The sequence below is a fragment of the Faecalibacterium sp. An192 genome (genome assembly GCF_002160175.1).
Classification (GTDB): domain Bacteria; phylum Bacillota; class Clostridia; order Oscillospirales; family Ruminococcaceae; genus Faecalibacterium.
This window is the reverse complement of record NZ_NFKB01000002.1, coordinates 20,010-37,078: the sequence shown is the minus strand read 5'-3', so window position 1 is coordinate 37,078 and position 17,069 is coordinate 20,010. Positions and strand designations below refer to the sequence as shown.

General features: G+C 62.0%; 14 protein-coding genes and 1 other annotated feature. Of the genes, 3 read left to right on the top strand and 11 right to left on the bottom strand.

Annotated features, from left to right (window positions below; genetic code table 11):
- Positions 1–146: 146 nt before the first annotated feature.
- From leuB to B5F27_RS01050, 4 genes are read right to left on the bottom strand one after another with little or no spacing between them, the layout of a single operon-like run.
- Positions 147–1,223, bottom strand: coding sequence for a 3-isopropylmalate dehydrogenase (gene leuB / locus B5F27_RS01065; protein ID WP_087246466.1), 1,077 nt, complete (start codon positions 1,221–1,223; stop codon positions 147–149).
- Between the two features lie 15 nt (positions 1,224–1,238).
- The gene (gene leuD, locus B5F27_RS01060; RefSeq protein WP_087246465.1) at positions 1,239–1,733 is read right to left on the bottom strand and encodes a 3-isopropylmalate dehydratase small subunit; all 495 of its coding nucleotides are present in this window, start codon (positions 1,731–1,733) and stop codon (positions 1,239–1,241) included.
- A gap of 21 nt (positions 1,734–1,754) precedes the next feature.
- Complete coding sequence (leuC, locus tag B5F27_RS01055) at positions 1,755–3,014, bottom strand: 3-isopropylmalate dehydratase large subunit (RefSeq protein ID WP_087364020.1); 1,260 nt, start codon at positions 3,012–3,014, stop codon at positions 1,755–1,757.
- A gap of 25 nt (positions 3,015–3,039) precedes the next feature.
- On the bottom strand, positions 3,040–4,692 hold the full coding sequence (locus tag B5F27_RS01050; protein ID WP_087246463.1) for a 2-isopropylmalate synthase: 1,653 nt from the start codon (positions 4,690–4,692) through the stop codon (positions 3,040–3,042).
- Positions 4,693–4,780: 88 nt separating this feature from the next.
- Positions 4,781–5,052 (bottom strand) — a binding site (T-box leader).
- A gap of 1,038 nt (positions 5,053–6,090) precedes the next feature.
- Between B5F27_RS01050 and B5F27_RS01045 the strand changes: the two genes are divergently transcribed.
- The 3 genes from B5F27_RS01045 (at position 6,091) to B5F27_RS01035 (ending at position 10,808) form a co-directional block, all read left to right on the top strand.
- On the top strand, positions 6,091–6,795 hold the full coding sequence (locus B5F27_RS01045; protein ID WP_087248067.1) for an ABC transporter ATP-binding protein: 705 nt from the start codon (positions 6,091–6,093) through the stop codon (positions 6,793–6,795).
- A 6-nt stretch (positions 6,796–6,801) separates the two neighbouring features.
- Positions 6,802–10,065, top strand: coding sequence for an FtsX-like permease family protein (locus B5F27_RS01040; RefSeq protein WP_242962019.1), 3,264 nt, complete (start codon positions 6,802–6,804; stop codon positions 10,063–10,065).
- A 452-nt stretch (positions 10,066–10,517) separates the two neighbouring features.
- Positions 10,518–10,808 (top strand): hypothetical protein, encoded by a 291-nt coding sequence (locus tag B5F27_RS01035; RefSeq protein ID WP_087248069.1) that lies wholly within the window; start codon positions 10,518–10,520, stop codon positions 10,806–10,808.
- A gap of 125 nt (positions 10,809–10,933) precedes the next feature.
- Here B5F27_RS01035 and B5F27_RS01030 read toward each other — a convergent pair whose 3' ends face one another.
- From B5F27_RS01030 to rsfS, 7 genes are all read right to left on the bottom strand, one after another.
- Positions 10,934–11,482, bottom strand: coding sequence for a CD1247 N-terminal domain-containing protein (locus B5F27_RS01030; RefSeq protein ID WP_087364017.1), 549 nt, complete (start codon positions 11,480–11,482; stop codon positions 10,934–10,936).
- Between the two features lie 71 nt (positions 11,483–11,553).
- The gene (efp, locus tag B5F27_RS01025) at positions 11,554–12,111 is read right to left on the bottom strand and encodes an elongation factor P (RefSeq protein WP_087248073.1); all 558 of its coding nucleotides are present in this window, start codon (positions 12,109–12,111) and stop codon (positions 11,554–11,556) included.
- 113 nt (positions 12,112–12,224) lie between these two features.
- Entirely contained in the window at positions 12,225–13,094 is an 870-nt protein-coding gene (locus tag B5F27_RS01020; RefSeq protein WP_087364014.1) for a TIM barrel protein, read from the bottom strand.
- Entirely contained in the window at positions 13,091–13,594 is a 504-nt protein-coding gene (locus B5F27_RS01015) for a YqeG family HAD IIIA-type phosphatase (protein ID WP_087248076.1), read from the bottom strand. The genes B5F27_RS01020 and B5F27_RS01015 overlap by 4 nt, the downstream gene beginning before the upstream one ends.
- 117 nt (positions 13,595–13,711) lie before the next feature.
- Positions 13,712–13,888: a 30S ribosomal protein S21 gene (gene rpsU, locus B5F27_RS01010; protein WP_087170910.1), complete on the bottom strand. Its 177-nt coding sequence runs from the start codon at positions 13,886–13,888 to the stop codon at positions 13,712–13,714.
- A gap of 162 nt (positions 13,889–14,050) precedes the next feature.
- A complete protein-coding gene (gene leuS / locus B5F27_RS01005; RefSeq protein WP_087248078.1) occupies positions 14,051–16,600 on the bottom strand; it encodes a leucine--tRNA ligase in 2,550 nt (849 codons plus the stop codon).
- Between the two features lie 71 nt (positions 16,601–16,671).
- Positions 16,672–17,058, bottom strand: coding sequence for a ribosome silencing factor (gene rsfS / locus B5F27_RS01000; RefSeq protein WP_087364011.1), 387 nt, complete (start codon positions 17,056–17,058; stop codon positions 16,672–16,674).
- Positions 17,059–17,069 lie beyond the last annotated feature (11 nt).

Below are 17,069 nucleotides of genomic sequence, written 5' to 3'. Positions count from 1 at the left end.
ACTGTTTTGTCAAATGAAATCCTTTCACGACGCATTCCGGCTACCGCCGCCGGAGACGCGGACCGGCCCCTTCCAAACGACAAAGGCCCCCATCCGAGCCGCATCGGACAGGGGCCTTTGTCTCAAATAACAGGAAATCGCAGCGTTCAGTCCATCGCCTGAAGGATGGCGTCGCCCATGGCGGCGCAGCCCAGGCAGGTGCAGCCTTCGCTCATGTTGTCGGCGGTGCGCAGGCCGGCGTCCAGCACCTTGCCCACGGCCGCCTCAATGCAGTCGGCCTCGGCCGCCATCCCGAAGCTGTAGCGCAGCATCATGGCTGCCGACAGGATGCAGGCGGTGGGGTTGACCACGTCTTTGCCGGCAATGTCGGGGGCCGAGCCGTGGATGGGCTCATAGAGGCCCCGGGTCCCCTCGCCCAGCGAGGAGGAGGGAATCATGCCGATGGAACCGGTAATCATGGAAGCCTCATCCGACAGGATGTCGCCGAACATATTCTCGGTGACGATGACGTCGAACTGGGCGGGATTCTTGACGATCTGCATGGCGCAGTTGTCCACAAACATCTCGCTGTACTCCACATCGGGATACTCGGCCTGGAGGCGGTGCATCACCGCACGCCACAGGCGGCTGGTGTCCAGAACGTTGGCCTTATCCACACAGCACAGCTTTTTGCGGCGCTTCTGAGCCGTCTCAAAGCCGATGCGGCCGATCCGCTCGATCTCGTGCTCGGAATAAGGCATCAGGTCCACCGCCTGCTTTTCGCCGCTGGGCAGGGTGTCGGTGCGGTGCTCGCCGAAATAGACGCCGCCGGTCAGCTCCCGTACAATGATGAAGTCAATCCCCTGGGCCACAATCTCGGGCTTGAGGGGGCTGGCCGGGGCCAGCTGGGGCCAGATTTTGGCCGGGCGGCTGTTGGAGTACAGGCCCATGCCGGCCCGCAGGCGCAGCAGGCCCTTTTCGGGGCGCTTGTCGCCGGGCATTCCCTCCCACTTGGGGCCGCCCACCGCGCCCAGCAGAACGCTGTCGGCGGCCAGGCATTTGTCCAGCTCGTGCTGGGGCAGCGGGTCGCCGTATTTGTCGATGGCCTCGCCGCCCATGGCGGTGTCAATGTAGTGGAAGGTGTGGCCGTATTTCTCGGCGACCTTATCCAGCACCCGCAGGGCCTGGCGGACAATCTCGGGGCTGGCGCAGTCGCCCCAGATGACGGCAATGTTCTTTTCCATGGCGGTATCCCTTTCTTACTTGGCGTTCTTGGCCTGGATGGAGTTCATCAGGCCGCCGGCGGCGATGATCTCCTGGATGAAGGGCGGGAACGGCTCGGCCTGGAAGACCGCGCCGGTGGTCTCGTCGGTGATGACGCCGGTGTCAAAGTCCACGCTCACCAGGTCGCCGGCCTCGATGGCCTCGGCGGCTGCCTCACACTCCAGGATGGGCAGGCCGATGTTGATGCTGTTGCGGTAGAAAATACGTGCAAAGCTCTTGGCGATGACCACCGAGATGCCGCTGGTCTTGATGCACAGGGGTGCGTGCTCCCGGGAGGAGCCGCAGCCGAAGTTCCAGCCGCCCACCATCACGTCCCCGGGCTGGACCTTGGCGACAAATTCCTTGTCGATGTCCTCCATGCAGTGGGAGGCCAGCTCTTTGGCGTCCTGGGTGTTCAGGTAGCGGGCCGGGATGATGACGTCGGTGTCCACGTTGTCGGGATATTTGAAAACATGACCTTTCGCGTTCATTGCAGTGTGCTCCTTTCGTCGTCAGACCGTGCGGGGGTCGGTGATGTAGCCGGTGAGGGCCGAGGCGGCTGCCGTGGCCGGGCTGGCCAGGTAGACCTCGCTCTTGACGTGGCCCATGCGGCCCACGAAGTTGCGGTTGGTGGTGGAGACGCAGCGCTCGCCCTCGGCCAGGATGCCCATGTAGCCGCCCAGGCAGGGGCCGCAGGTGGGGGTGGAGACGATGCAGCCTGCATCGATGAAGGCCTCGGCCCAGCCGCGGCGGATGCACTCTTTATAGACTGCCATGGTGGCCGGAATGATGATGCCCCGGACGCCCTTGGCGATGTGCTTGCCCTTGAGGATGTTGTAGGCGGCCTCCATGTCCTCCAGACGGCCGTTGGTGCAGCTGCCGATCACCACCTGATCGATCTTGATGTCGCCGCCCTCGCTGGCGGGGTGGGTGTTCTCGGGCAGGTGGGGATAGCTGACGGTGGGCACCAGGGCGGACAGGTCAATCTCGATGGTCTGCTCGTACTCGGCGTCGGGGTCTGCCTCGTAATAAACGGGGGTGCGCTGGCTGCGGCCGGCCAGATAGGCCTTGGTCACCTCGTCCACCGGGAAGATGCCGTTCTTGGCGCCGGCCTCAATGGCCATGTTGCAGACGCACAGACGGTCCTCCATGGTGAGGCTGGCCACGCCGGGGCCGGTGAACTCCATGGACTTGTACAGAGCGCCGTCCACGCCGATCTGGCCGATGATGGAGAGGATCAGGTCCTTGCCCGAGACCCGCTCGGGCAGCGAGCCGGTGAGGACGAACCGGATGGCGGCGGGAACCTTGAACCAAGCCATGCCGGTGGCCATGCCGGCGGCCATGTCGGTGGAGCCTACGCCGGTAGAGAAGGCGCCCAGAGCGCCGTAGGTGCAGGTGTGGCTGTCGGCGCCGATGATGCAGTCGCCGGCGGTGACGATGCCTTTTTCGGGCAGGAGGGCGTGTTCAATGCCCATTTCGCCCACGTCGTAGAAGTTGAGGATGTCGTATTTGTTGGCGAAGGTGCGGCACTGCTTGGACTGGGTGGCGCTCTTGATGTCCTTGTTGGGGACGAAGTGGTCCAGGACGATGGCGATGTGCTCCTTGTCGAACACGCTGTCAAAGCCGGCCTTCTCAAACTCGTTGATGGCCACCGGGGTGGTGATGTCGTTGCCCAGGACGATGTCCAGCTTGGCGTTGATGAGCTGGCCGGCCTTGACCTGGTCCAGGCCCGCGTGAGCGGCCAGAATCTTCTGCGTCAGAGTCATTCCCATGATATGGTTCTCCCTTCATCCATTCTCACTTGTTGTTGATGGCCGACACCAGCGCCCGGATACCGGCCACAATGATGTCGGTGTCGGTGCCGGCGCCCCAGGTGGTGGTGCCGTCGCCCCAGACCAGGCCCACATAGGAGGCGGCGCGGGAAGTGGAGCCGCCGTCCAGGCTGTGCTCGGAGTACTGCTCCAGGTGGAAGTCCATGCCGGTGGCGGTCTGAATGGCGTTGGCCACAGCGTCCAGACGGCCGTTGCCGATGGCCACCACTTCGCGGGTGGAGCCGTTCATCTCCAGGGTGACCGATGCGGTGATGCCGCTCTTCTGGATGAAGTGGGCCTCGGCCACGTTGAGGGGTTTCTGCTTGTTGAGGTATTCCTGCTCAAAGATGCGGCAGACCTCGGCGGCGGACAGTTCCTTGTGGCTGTGGTCGGACACGGCCTTGACCTTATAGCCCAGGTCCTCCCGCATTTTGGCGGGCAGGTTGTAGCCGAAGTTCTGTTCCAGCACAAAGCCGATGCCGCCCTTGCCGCTCTGGCTGTTGATGCGGATGACGTCGGCGTCGTAGGTACGGCCGATGTCGTGGGGATCGATGGGGATATAGGGGCAGGTCCAGCGGTGCTCGCCGTTGGCCTTGCGGTAGTTCATGCCCTTGGCGATGGCGTCCTGATGGCTGCCCGAGAAGGCAGCGAACACCAGCTGGCCGGCGTAGGGGCTGCGCTCATAGACGTGCATCCGGGTGACCCGCTCGTAGGTCTCGCAGATGGCGGGCAGGTCGGAGAAGTCCAGCTTGGGGTCCACGCCGTGGCTGTACATATTCAGGGCCAGGGTGATGGCGTCCACGTTGCCGGTGCGCTCGCCGTTGCCGAACAGGCAGCACTCAATCCGCTGTGCGCCCGCCAGGACGGCCAGCTCGGCGCAGGCCACGCCGGTGCCGCGGTCGTTGTGGGGATGGGTGGAGAGGATGACGCTGTCCCGGTTGTGGAGGTGGGCCGAGCAGTACTCGATCTGGCTGGCGTAGACGTGGGGCATGCTCATTTCCACCGTGACCGGCAGGTTGATGATCATGGGACGGTCGGGGGTGGGCTCCATGATGTCGATGACGGCGTTGCAGACTTCCAGAGCGTAGTCGGGCTCGGTGCCGGTGAAGCTCTCGGGGCTGTACTCAAACAGGAAGTTGCCCTCATACTCCTCGCTCAGCTGTTTGACCAGCTTGGCGCCGTCGATGGCGATCTGTTTGATCTCATCCTTGGACTTGTGGAACACCTGTTCCCGCTGGGCCACCGAGGTGGAGTTGTAGAAGTGGATGACGGCCCGGGGAGCGCCCTTGACGGCCTCGAAGGTACGGCGGATGATGTGGTCGCGGCACTGGGTCAGAACCTGGACGGTGACGTCCTCGGGGATCATGTTCTGCTCGATCAAAGTCCGCAGGAACTCATACTCGGTCTCGCTGGCGGCGGGGAAACCCACTTCGATCTCCTTGAAGCCGATCTTGACCAGCATCTGGAAGAACTCGATTTTTTCCTCCAGGCTCATGGGGACGATCAAAGCCTGGTTGCCGTCCCGCAGGTCCACGCTGCAGAAGGCGGGAGCGGTCTCGATGTGGTCTTTCTTGACCCAGCTGTCATAGCCGGCGGGTGCGGGGTAGTATCCGGGTGCGTACTTGGTGGCGTCCATCATAGCGGTATCCTCCTAAACGATGCGTAAAATACGTCGAATCCCTGGCTGCGCATACAAAAAGGCCCTCGTCGCTCAGGGGGCGAAAGCCCTGAGAGACGAGAGCCTGTAAGTTCTTTTACAGGGCACCCGTGGTACCACTCTCTTTGCCGCAGATGATGCGGCCGCTCGACACGATCAGCCAGCCATTGGCGGCGAATCGCTGCCCCAATAACGGTGGGCATCCGTCGAAGCCTACTGGAAATGATCGTTCAGCTTCGCTGCTCAGGGGCCAGTAGCCGAAAGTTCCCACACCGCCTTACACCACCCGGCGGCTCTCTGCAAGCGGGACATCCTTCGATTTTTCCCCGTCAGCGCATTTGGTTGATTGCTAACATTGCGCTTATTTTATCACTCTACGCCCCTAAAGTCAACCCCCGACTTTTCCGCTTTTTTGAAAAAAAGCTTGGCAAAAAACTTCACTGGGTACCATACACTTTCCGGGTCTCCGGCACTTCCGCGGGACCTCTACGCCCAGGCTCGCACCCGGCGTTTGGGGCTGCGCCCCGGTACGATGCAAACGGACTCAAAACCTGATTTTACAAGTCAAGCATTGTCAGCCGCTCTAGAAGGCTCCCGGCGTCTGGGGCTGCGCCCCGGTACGATGCAAACGGACTCAAAACCCGATTTTACAGGTCAAGCATTGTCAGCCGCTCTAGAAGGCACCCGGCGTTTGCGTCTGTGGCGCGATGCGATACAAGGTTTTCCCTGGCCTGATTTCATCGTACCACCGACTTCCATGATCCGCTCGGGGCCCTGCCGATGGTTCCCCAAAGATCGGACTGCACGGTTCCCGGACGCACAGGGCCGCAGGCCGGGAACCTCATAAAGTGATAAAGCAGCTGAAACCTGGCCGCCGACAGAACTTGGCGAGGACGACAGCAGTCAGTGGCACCAGATGAATCAGTCCCCACAAAACCAGGCATCGTACCGCGCCTCAGGCGCAAACGTCGTGTGAGCAAGGCGTGTTTGTTGCCGGCAGGGGTGTATAAAGAGCGGCCAGAGTTCATAGTGCGCTGAAACCTGACCTCCGGCAGGACCTGGTGAGGACTGCAACAGTCAGCGGCACCAGATGAATCAGTCCCCACAAAACCATGCATCGTACCGCGCCGCAGGCGCAAACGTCGTGTGAGCAAGGCGTGTTTGCCGCCGGCAGGGGTGTATAAAGAGCGGCCAGAGTTCATGGTACCCAGTAAAGCTTTTTGCCAAGCTTTTTCTCGAAAAAGCGGGGTGATTTGTAAAGTTTGCATTAAAACAAACGGCTTAACCTTGCATCCGCAGGGCAGTTTGTTGTACTATTAGAGTAGCAAAAGAAACGCGCCTGCGCGGCGCGCAAAGATACGGAAAGCGAAGGTGGTATCCATGGATGCATTTGTCAGTTTTTCGGACGTGTCGAAATACTACCAGACCGGCGACGTCCGGGTCGCCGCGGCGGATCACATGACCTTTCATGTCAACAAGGGGGAGTTCTGCGTCATCGTGGGCCCCTCCGGCGCTGGCAAGACCACCCTGCTGAACATGCTGGGCGGCATGGACCGCTGCGACGAGGGCCGTATTGTCCTGGACGGCGCCGAGGTCAGCCGCTTTGACGAAAAAGAGCTCACCGCCTACCGCCGGTACGACGTGGGGTTTGTGTTCCAGTTCTATAACCTGGTGCAGAACCTCACCGCCCTGGAAAACGTAGAGCTGGCCATCGAGATCTGCCGCAATCCCCTGGACCCCGCCGAAACCCTGAAAAGCGTGGGCCTGGGCCAGCGGCTCAACAACTTCCCCGCCCAGCTGTCGGGCGGCGAACAGCAGCGCGTGGCCATCGCCCGCGCCCTGGCCAAAAACCCCAAGATCCTTCTGTGTGACGAGCCCACCGGCGCTCTGGACTACAAGACCGGCAAGTCGGTGCTGGCTTTGCTGCAGGATACCTGCCGCAAGACCGGCCGTACCGTCATCGTCATCACCCACAACACAGCCTTAACCGGTATGGCCGACCGGATCGTACAGGTGCGAAGCGGCCAGATCATCTCCAACGAGGTGAACGAGCACCCTGTCCCGGTGGAAGAGATCGAGTGGTGAGCCAATGTGAAAAAGACCTATCGGAAAAATATGTGGCGGGAACTTTCCGCCAGTAAAAGCCGCTTTGCCTCGGTGTTCGGCATCGTCCTGCTGGGTGTCATGATGCTGTCGGGCCTGCTCAGCGTCGCCCCCGGCATGCGCCGGGCCGGCAACACCTGGTACACCCAGCAGAATGTCTTTGATATCCGGGTGGTGTCCACCCTGGGCCTCAGCGAAAAGGACATTGAGGCCATCTCGGCGGTGGAAGGCGTGGCCGCCGTCATGCCGGTGAAATCGGTGGACTGTGAGGCCAGCTACCGCAAGGGCAATACCCTGGCGGTGCGGGTGCAGCAGCTGCCGGTCTACCCCACCCTCACCGACGAGGCCACCATGAACCGCCTGGTGCTGGAATCGGGCCGGATGCCCGAGGCCTCCGGCGAGTGCGTGGTCCAGGTGCTGGACCCAGGCGCGGCCTCCAGCATCCGGCTGGGGGACGTCATCACCCTGTCGGGCGCCTCCGACGTGGAGACCGATACCCTGACGGTGGTGGGCTTTGTCAAAGACCCGCTCTACTTCTCCAATGAGACCGAGAGCACCACCGCCGGCAACGGCGCTCTGGGGATGGCCATTTACACCCCCGACGGCAGTCTGACCATGGACTACTACGCCTCCTGCTACATCAAGGTGGCGGACGCCGCCCAGTACGACAACTATTCCGACGAATACCAGGCCGCCGTGGACACCGTCATGGACCGGCTGGAAGCCATCAGCGCCCAGCAGTCGGACCAGCGGCGGAACGACCTGATTGACTCCGCCCAGGCCCAGCTGGATGACGCCCGGGCCGAGTTTGAGGCCAAGGAAGCGGAAGCCCAGGCCCAGCTGGCCGAGGCCCAGCAGCAGCTGGACGACGCCAAAGCCCAGCTGGATCAGGGCGAGGCCGAATACGCCAGCGGCCTGGCCCAGCTGGAAGCCCAGAAGGCCGCTCTGCCCGACTCCATGGCCAGCGGCGCCGACCAGCTGGTGGACGCCCAGGCGCAGGTGCTGGACTTTGAGGCCCAACTGGAACAGATCAAACAGCTGGTCACCCTGAAAAGCGTGGCCGACCCCATGCTGGGCTACGCCGAGGGCATTCTGGCCAATGCCGAGGCTGCCCTGGAGGAGGCCGAGCCCGACGACGTCAACTATGTGGAGCTGCGGGACTTGCTGGCCCGTGCCCAGGCCCTCTATGACTCCACCTATCAGCAGCTGGCCGACTACCAGGCCCAGCTGGACGAAGGCAAGCGCCAGATGTACCAGCAGGGCCTGATCTCCTCCCCCAACCTGTCCAACGAGGAACTGGTGACCGAGGCGGAAGCCGCCCTGCGGCAGATGAAACTGGATCTTCTCTCGGGCCAGCTGGCCCTGAACACCGGCAACGCCCAGGCGTGGACCGCCTTTGACGCCGCCGAAAAACAGCTGGAATCCGCCCGCGCCCAGCTGGACCAGGGCTGGACCGAGTACAACGAGGGCGCCGCGGAATTCGCCCAGCAGAAGGCCGACGCCGAGGCCCAGCTGGCCGACGCCCGTCAGCAGCTGAACGACGCCCAGGAACAGGTGGACGACATCACCAGCGGCGAATGGTACGTCCTGGACCGGGGCAGCGTGGTTTCGATGGTCATGTTCGAGCAGAACGCCGACCGCATCGAGTCCATCGCCCGGGTATTCCCCATCTTCTTCTTCCTGGTGGCGGCCCTGGTGGCCAGCACCACCATGACCCGGATGGTGGAGGAAAACCGCACCCAGATGGGCACCTTCAAGGCCCTGGGCTATAGCGACCGGGAGATCACCGCCAAGTATTTGGTCTACGGCATCACCGCCGGGCTGCTGGGCTGTGCCGGCGGCATGATCCTGGGCTTCTACGGCCTGCCCGCCGTCATCTGGTTCGCCTACTCCACCGTCTTTGACCTGCCCACCTTCCAGCTGCGGGTCTATCCCGGCCTGGCAGTCATGAGCATCCTCATCAGTACCGGCGTGGTGGGCCTCACCACCCTGGCGGCCTGCCGGGTCTCCCTGCGGGAGAAACCCGCCGCCCTGCTGCTGCCCCGGGCTCCCGCCGCCGGCAAACGGATTTTCCTGGAGCGCATCCGCCCCCTGTGGCGCAGGATGACCTTCTCCCAGAAGACCACCGCCCGCAACCTGTTCCGCTACAAAAAGCGGTTCTATATGACGGTGCTGGGCGTGGCGGGCTGCACCGCCCTGCTGCTGATCGGCTTTGGCCTGCAGGACTCCATTGTGGAGATCGTCACCCGGCAGTATGACACCATCCAGAAGGCCGACCTGACCATCTCCCTGTCCAGCGACAAGGCCCTGGAAGTGGAGGGCGGCCTCACCGAGGCCCTCACCTCCCGGGATGAGGTGGAGAGCTGGGGCGCCTTCTACACCCGCACCGTCTCGGTGTCGGACACCAAGGACGGCAGCAACGAGCTGAGCGTCACCCTGGTGGCCGCCGAGGCCCCCCAGAAGCTGACCGAGTACTTCACCCTGGAGAGCCGCACGGGCAATGAGCTGCCCTTCACCGACGGCAGCGTGGTGCTGAGCGAAAAGACCGCCGAGCTGCTGGGCCTGTCGGCCGGAGATACCTTCTGGGTGCAGGGCACCAACGGTTCCTATGTGGAGCTGACCCTCACCGGCGTGGCCAAGAACTATCTGGGAGCCTACCTCTATGTGACCCAGAAGACCCTGGACCGCCTGGTGACCGATCCCGCATGGAACACCGTCTATGTGTCCACCTCCTGTGAGACCGACTCGGACCGGGAGAACCTGAGCACCGTCCTGCTGGGCTGCAACTATGTGGCCAGCACCTCCTTCACCGCCGACACCGCCGCCATGTACGACAGCACCATCACCTGCATCAACTATGTGGTTCTGCTGATCATCGCCTGTGCGGCAGCCCTGGCCGCGGTGGTGCTGTACAACCTCATCAGCGTCAACATCGGCGAGCGGAAAAAAGAGCTGGCCACCATCAAGGTGCTGGGCTTCTTTGACAAGGAAGTCTACCGCTATATCTTCCGGGAGATTGAGCTGCTGAGCCTCATCGGCGCCGTGGTGGGCCTGCTCATCGGCGCCCCCATGCACCAGTTTGTCATCCGTACCGTGGAGTCGGAACAGATGATGTTCATTCGCGCTCTGGAGCCCACCAGCTTCCTGTACAGCGTGGCCCTGACCCTGCTGTTCACGGTGGCGGTCTGCCGGATGATGCGCCGTCAGGTGCGGAACATCAGCATGGTGGAGAGCATGAAGGCTCCCGAATAACCCCGGTTCTCCCTGCGGCGGACCAATGGGGAAAAAGATGGTTAGAGTTTACAAAAGATTCATAGATTCAAAACAGTTTATGTATAAATCTTTGGTATCTTATAGACACAGGGACGGCGGGGCCGCAACCGCTACCTGTAACACATGATTCCTCCTCATACCAAACCGAATACCGCAATGAACCGTCCCGTGCAGCCGCAAGCGCGGGACGGTTTCCTTTTTTCGCTTCTTTTCACCCGCGGATTTACCGTCCGCACCGGCCCGGGCAAAGCCCCGGACATCGGTTTTTTCCATCGAAGATGCGTCCAATCTGCGGCGCTGCGGAGGCATTCGCAAATTTATCATTTGTAAAGCCTTTGCTTTTATGTTATACTAAGAGAGAGTTTTTTATAATCAGCCCAGCTGTGCGGCTGCTCCGGGCAGCGGGCTTCAAAGATAAGGGAGGCTTTGGAATGTCCTATAAACCCAAAATGACCTATAAAGGCAAGCCCCTCGTCCGCAAGGACAATGAGCTCTACTACGGCTGGATGACCGACCCCTATGTGCTCTATCTCCAGATCCTGACCACCGCCCCGGTGGACGGCAACGAGACCCCCGACAAGGTCCAGGTCACCCTCCTGTCCACCGACCTGTCCAAGCCCATCAAGGAGCGCACCGCCCGCCAGTCGGTCCGCCACGGGCTGTACAATGCCCTGGACATCGGTTCCATCTGGCTGGAAAAGGCCCTGGCCGCCACCCGCTGATGACCTGCTGCATGGAGAAGCTTTTCAGGTTTTCGTAAGCGCAAAAAAATCCCCCGTCCCGGCGTTTGACCGGGCGGGGGTTTTTTGTTTGGGTTTTGCCTGCGGGGGGCACGCCGGGGGGAGCTTTACTCCTCTGCCGGCAGATCGATCTCCAGAGGCTTGCCGCAGCCTGCGCAGCGGGCCTTGCCCGACAGCAGCTCGTCCTCGCTCAGCACGGTCACAGCGCCGCACAGCGGGCAGGTGACCTCATAGCTGGCGTCCTCGGCCTCCAGATCTTCCTGGGCCTGGTCGTCGTCCTCCTCTGCGTCGTCCAGGGCCACCTCAAAGGTGCAGCCGCAGTTGGCGCAGAAAGCCTCGCCGGCGTCCAGATCTTCCTCGGTGACGTAGACCGTCTCACCGCAGTTGGGGCAATCCACCTCATAGCAGGGGGCCTCGGAGTCGTCCTCCTCGTCGTCCTCGTAGACGTCGGCCTGCAGCTCCTCAACGTTGCCGCGCAGGGCTTCCAGATGGTCCTCCGCCTGGGTGATGTCCTGCTCCAGGGCCTTGATGGTGGCGGCCATATCGGCCAGCAGATCGCTCATTGCGTGAAAAACTTTGCCTTCCTTGGTGGACTCGTCCAGCTCCAGGCCTTCCAGCAAGCCCTGAAGATAGGCAGCTTTTTCGATCAGTTCCATAGTCTATCCCTCCCTGTGAAAATCAAAAAGCCGGACCGGCGGTCAGCCCGCAAGCCCGGCTTGGTGTCAGATTAGACGCGCTCCATATACTCGCCGGTGCGGGTATCGATGCGGATCACATCGCCCTCGTTGATGAACAGAGGCACACGGATGGTGGCGCCGGTCTCCAGAGTAGCGGGCTTCAGGGTGTTGGTGGCAGTGTTGCCGCGGATGCCCGGCTCGGTCTCAGAGACGGTCAGCTCGATGAAGTTGGGGATTTCGACGCTGAAAACCTTGCCCTTGTAGGACAGCAGCTTGCAGACTTCGTTCTCCTTGCAGAACTTGAAGTTATCGGGGACATCGCTGGCGTTGACGGGGATATCGTCGTAGGTCTCGTTGTCCATGAAGTGGTACAGGTCGCCGTCCTGGTAGCTGTAGGTCACCTCACGGCGCTCGATGAAGGCCTGAGGGAACTTGGCGGTGGGGTTGTAGCTGGTCTCGATGACAGCGCCGGTGATGACGTTCTTGGTCTTGGTGCGGACAAAGGCAGCGCCCTTGCCGGGCTTGACGTGCTGGAACTCAACGACCTGGAGAACCTGGCCGTCCTGCTCAAAGGTCACGCCATTGCGAAATTCGCCTGCAGAAATCATAAGGAATTCCTCCATTAATTTAGTATCTCATGCTCGCGCATATCTAAGAATATTGTACCCAATTGCGCATTGTTTGGCAAGGGGTTTCGGCAAAAAAGGGGCAAAAAGGCGGCTTAAACAGCGCCTTGTGCGGCTTTCCACATCTGCTGCATGGCCCGGGCGTCCTCCGCCTGGGTGCCTGCGCTCTCGCAGATGATGACGGGGGCCAGCTTCCGCTGGGCCACCAGTTCCAGCAGAGGCTGGGGTTCGGGGCCGTACTGGGTCTCGGCAAAAGTCCAGTGGCGTTTTTCCCCGCCGGCGGAAAACTCGATGCGGGAAAAATGGACGTGGAACTGCCGCGCACGGTCATCGGCCAGCGCCTCACCCAGCCGGTCGAGAATGGCGGCATAGTCCTCCCTGCCCTGGATGCCGCCCAGGGTGCGGGCGTTCAGGTGGCCGAAGTCGATGCAGGGCACCAGACGCTTGTCCACCTGGCACAGGGCCAGCACTTCTTCCAGGTCGCCCAGCTGGCCGATCTTGCCCAGAGTTTCGGGGCAGAGGGTCATGTCGCCGTAGCCGGCCTCGTCCAGAGCTTCCATGGCCCGGCGCAGGGTGTCCAGAGCTTTTTCCAGGGCGGCGGCGCGGCTCTGTTTGCCGCAGCTGCCGGGGTGAAAGATCACCCTCTGTCCGCCCAGCGCCCGGCAGAGGGCGCAGCTCTGGAGCAGATAGCGGATGCTGCCCAGACGCTTTTCCTCGTCCAGGCTGGACATGCTGATATAATAGGGGGCGTGGACGCTGAACACCACCCCTTTTTCCGCCGCCAGGGCGGCCATTCTGCGGGCCTTGTCCTCGGCCAGGCGGACGCCGTGGCCGCACTGGTATTCAAAGGCGTTCAGGCCCATGCCGGCGGTATAGGCGGGGATATCCAGGCTGGTCTTGTAGCCCTGGGCGGCGAAGCTGTCTCCCATGCCGGCAGGGCCGAAACGGATCTGCGGCTCGGTCACAGCAGCTTCCCTCCCCGGTCATAATAGGCCTGCCAGTGGCTGCGCTCCCATTTGCGCTTCATCTTGACCTGGGCGCCCCGGTCGGGGCCGCGGGGCACCACCATGAAGGCCGGGATGCCATAGAGGGCGGCGGCCATCCGGTCGGCGTAGAGCTGATCCCCCACCATAGCCATCCGGCTCCGGGGAACCCCCAGACGCCGCCGGGCCACCGACAGACCCAAGGTCAGGGGCTTGGCCGCCCAGCAGACGTAGTCCAGGCCGATTTTCTCGGCAAAGGGCCGCACCCGCCGGGGGGTGCCGTTGGACACGATGGTCAGCCCGATGCCGGCCCGGCGCATGGTGTCCAGCCAGGCTGCTACATCCTCGCTCAGCTCCTGGCTGCCGTCGTCGGTCAGGGTGTTGTCGATATCCAGAACCAGGGCGGTGATCCCCTTGCCGGCCAGGAAGGCCGGCGTGATGTGGGTCACGTCCTGAAAGACATATTCCGGGGTGATGAGCATAAAGGCAAAACTCCTTTGCAGAGCAGCAGGTCAACAAAAATGGGAGAACCCCAAACAGGGTTCTCCCACATCGGCGTTAGCAACGCAGCGGTCATCAGGACCGTGGGCAAGGCTCAATTACTTGTACTTGCGCTTGCGGGCCGCTTCCGACTTCTTCTTGCGGCGAACAGAGGGCTTCTCGTAAGCCTCGCGCTTACGAACCTCTGCGAGCACGCCGCTGCGGGCAGTGCTCCGCTTAAAGCGACGCAGTGCGCTTTCCAGCGACTCGCCCTCTTTAACACGAATTTCCGACATCTTATCCCTCCCTTGGACCGTGAGGCGGGAATTTCGTTGTTACATGGTAACTAACAGAGACAGTATAACGCATTTTTGCGTTTCAGTCAACCTTTTTGGCGAAGTTTTTCCGCTCCACTTTCTGAACAAATCGTGAAAAGAGTCCTTCAGGGGTCTGTGGGATCAGCCTTTGACGGCCAGATTGACCAGGCGGCCCTTGACGTAGATCTCTTTCACCAGGGTTTTGCCGGCCAGGGCCTCGGCCACAGCGGGCTCGGCCTTGGCGGTGGCGATGGCGTCCTCGGCGGTGATGTCAGCGGGGACGCTCAGGCGGGCGCGGACCTTGCCGTTGACCTGCACAGCGATCTCCACGGTGGACTCCACGCACTTGGCCTCGTCGTAGCTGGGCCAGGGATAATAAGCCAGCTGCTGGTCGTGGCTGTGGCCCAGCTTCTCCCACAGCTCCTCGGTCATGTGGGGAGCGAAGGGGTTCAGCAGCTGCACCAGAGTCTCAAACTCGGCCTTGGTGGCGCCGCCGTTGTCGTACAGGGCGTTCACCAGGGTCATCAGCTGAGCGATGGCGGTATTCATCTTGAGGCCCTCAATGTCTGCGCCCACCTTCTTGATGGTCTGGTGCATCAGGGTCTCGACGGCGGGACGGTAGCCCTCGCCTTCCACCCGCTTGTCCATCAGGCCCCAGACGCGGTCCAGGAAGCGGTTGCAGCCGGCGATGGCCGAGGTCTGCCAGGGGGCAGCCTGCTCAAAGTCGCCCATGAACATCTCATACAGACGCATGGTATCGGCGCCGTAGGCGTCCACCACGTCGTCGGGGTTGACCACGTTGCCCAGAGACTTGGACATCTTGACCACGGGGTGACGGCTCATCTCGCCGTACTTCTCCTCCAGAGCCTTCTCGGCGGCCTTCTGGCTGCCGTACTCCTCCAGCAGCTTCTTCTGCTCCTCAGCGGGCAGGTTGGCGAAGTTGTGGGGGTTCAGGCCCAGGATCATGCCGTGAGAGGTGCGCTTCTGGTAGGGCTCGGCGGTGGGCACCACGCCGATGTCATACAGGAACTTATGCCAGAACCGGCTGTACAGCAGGTGCAGGGTGGTGTGCTCCATGCCGCCGTTGTACCAGTCCACCGGGGACCAGTACTCCAGGGCCTCCTTGGAGGCGATGGCGTCCTTGCAGTGGGGGTCCATATACCGCAGGAAGTACCAGGACGAGCCAGCCCACTGGGGCATGGTGTCGGTCTCACGGACGGCGGGACCGCCGCAGCAGGGGCAGGTGGTCTTGACCCAGTCGGTGTGGCGGGCCAGGGGGCTCTCGCCGTCGGGGCCCGGCTCAAAGTCCACGATGTCGGGCAGGGTCAGGGGCAGGCTGCTCTCGGGCAGAGGCTGCCAGCCGCACTTCTCGCACTTGACCATGGGGATGGGCTCGCCCCAGTAACGCTGACGGCTGAACACCCAGTCGCGCAGCTTGTAGTTGACCTTCTTGTGGCCCTTGCCGTTTTCTTCCAGCCAGGCGGCCATCTTCTCTTTGGCGTCGGTGACCGACAGGCCGTCCAGGAAGCCGGAATTCACCAGGGTGCCGGTGGCCACGTCGGTGAAGGCCTCCTTGTCCAGGTTGGACTCGGTCTTGCCCTTGACAACCTCCACAATGGGCAGGCCAAACTTCTTGGCGAACTCCCAGTCGCGGCTGTCGTGGGCGGGCACAGCCATGATGGCGCCGGTGCCGTAGGTAGCCAGGACGTAGTCCGAGATGAAGATGGGAATCTCCTGGTTGTTCACCGGGTTGATGCCCATGACGCCCTCCAGGCGGACGCCGGTCTTTTCCTTGTTGATCTCGGTGCGCTCAAAGTCGCTCTTGCGGGCGGCCTCGGCCTGGTAGGCCTTGACGGCGTCGGCATTCTGGATGATGCCCTCCTCCATCCAGCGGCCCAGCAGGGCGTTCTCGGGGGAGAGGACCATGTAGGTAGCGCCGAACAGGGTGTCGCACCGGGTGGTGTAGACGGTCACGGTGTCGCCGGTGGTGGTGCCGAAGTCAATCTCAGCGCCGTAGCTGCGGCCGATCCAGTTCTTCTGCTGGGCCACAACGCGGTCGATGTAGTCCAGGCCGTCCAGGCCGTCGATCAGCTTGTCGGCGTACTCGGTGATCTTGAGCATCCACTGGCTCTTGACCCGGTGAACCACCTCGCTGCCGCACCGCTCGCAGACGCCGTTGACCACTTCCTCGTTGGCCAGGACGCACTTGCAGCCGGTGCACCAGTTGACGTTCATTTCCTTCTTGTAGGCCAGGCCGTGCTTGTACAGCTGGAGGAAAATCCACTGGGTCCACTTGTAGTACTCAGGGTCGGTGGTGTTGATCTCGCGGTCCCAGTCAAACGAGAAGCCCAGGGACTTGAGCTGTGCCCGGAAGCGGTCCACATTGTTCTTGGTCACGATGGCCGGGTGAATGTGGTTCTTCATGGCGTAGTTTTCCGTGGGCAGGCCGAAGGCGTCCCAGCCCATGGGGTAGAGAACGTTGTAGCCGCACTGACGGCGGCGGCGTGCCACCACGTCCAGGGCGGTGTAGCTGCGGGGATGGCCCACATGCAGGCCGGCAGCCGACGGGTACGGGAACTCCACCAGCGCATAGAACTTGGGTTTGGAATGGTCCACTTCAGCGTGGAAGGTCTTTTCGTCCTCCCACACCTTCTGCCATTTGGCCTCGACGGCCTTGTAATCATACTTCATCTCGTATCAGCTCCAGACTTTTGACTTACTTGGTGTTGCTTTATATTGCTTCCCTCTCGGGTTGGGGCTTGTCACTGGGCGTCCTCGCCGGCCTGATCCAGCCACTCGGACACGTCCACCGTCTCGGCGTCGGCCCACAGGTGCTCCAGGTCGTAATAGGTGCGGGTGCCCGGGACAAAGACGTGCACCATCACCCCCGAGTAGTCCAGCAGAATCCAGTTCTTGGAGTCAAAGCCCTCGGTGTGATAGGGCTCAACCCCTTCCTGGGAGAGCTGGAACTGGACCTCGTCGGCCAGGGCCGCCACCTGGGTGGTGGAGGTACCGGAGGTGATGACGAAATAATCGGTCAGAACGGTCAGATTCTGCACCTTCAGCACACGGATCTGCTGTGCCTTTTTCTTATCCAGGATCTTTGCGATGCGGATGGCAAGAGTCTTGCTGTCGTTCAGATTTTCCATAGGAACCCTTT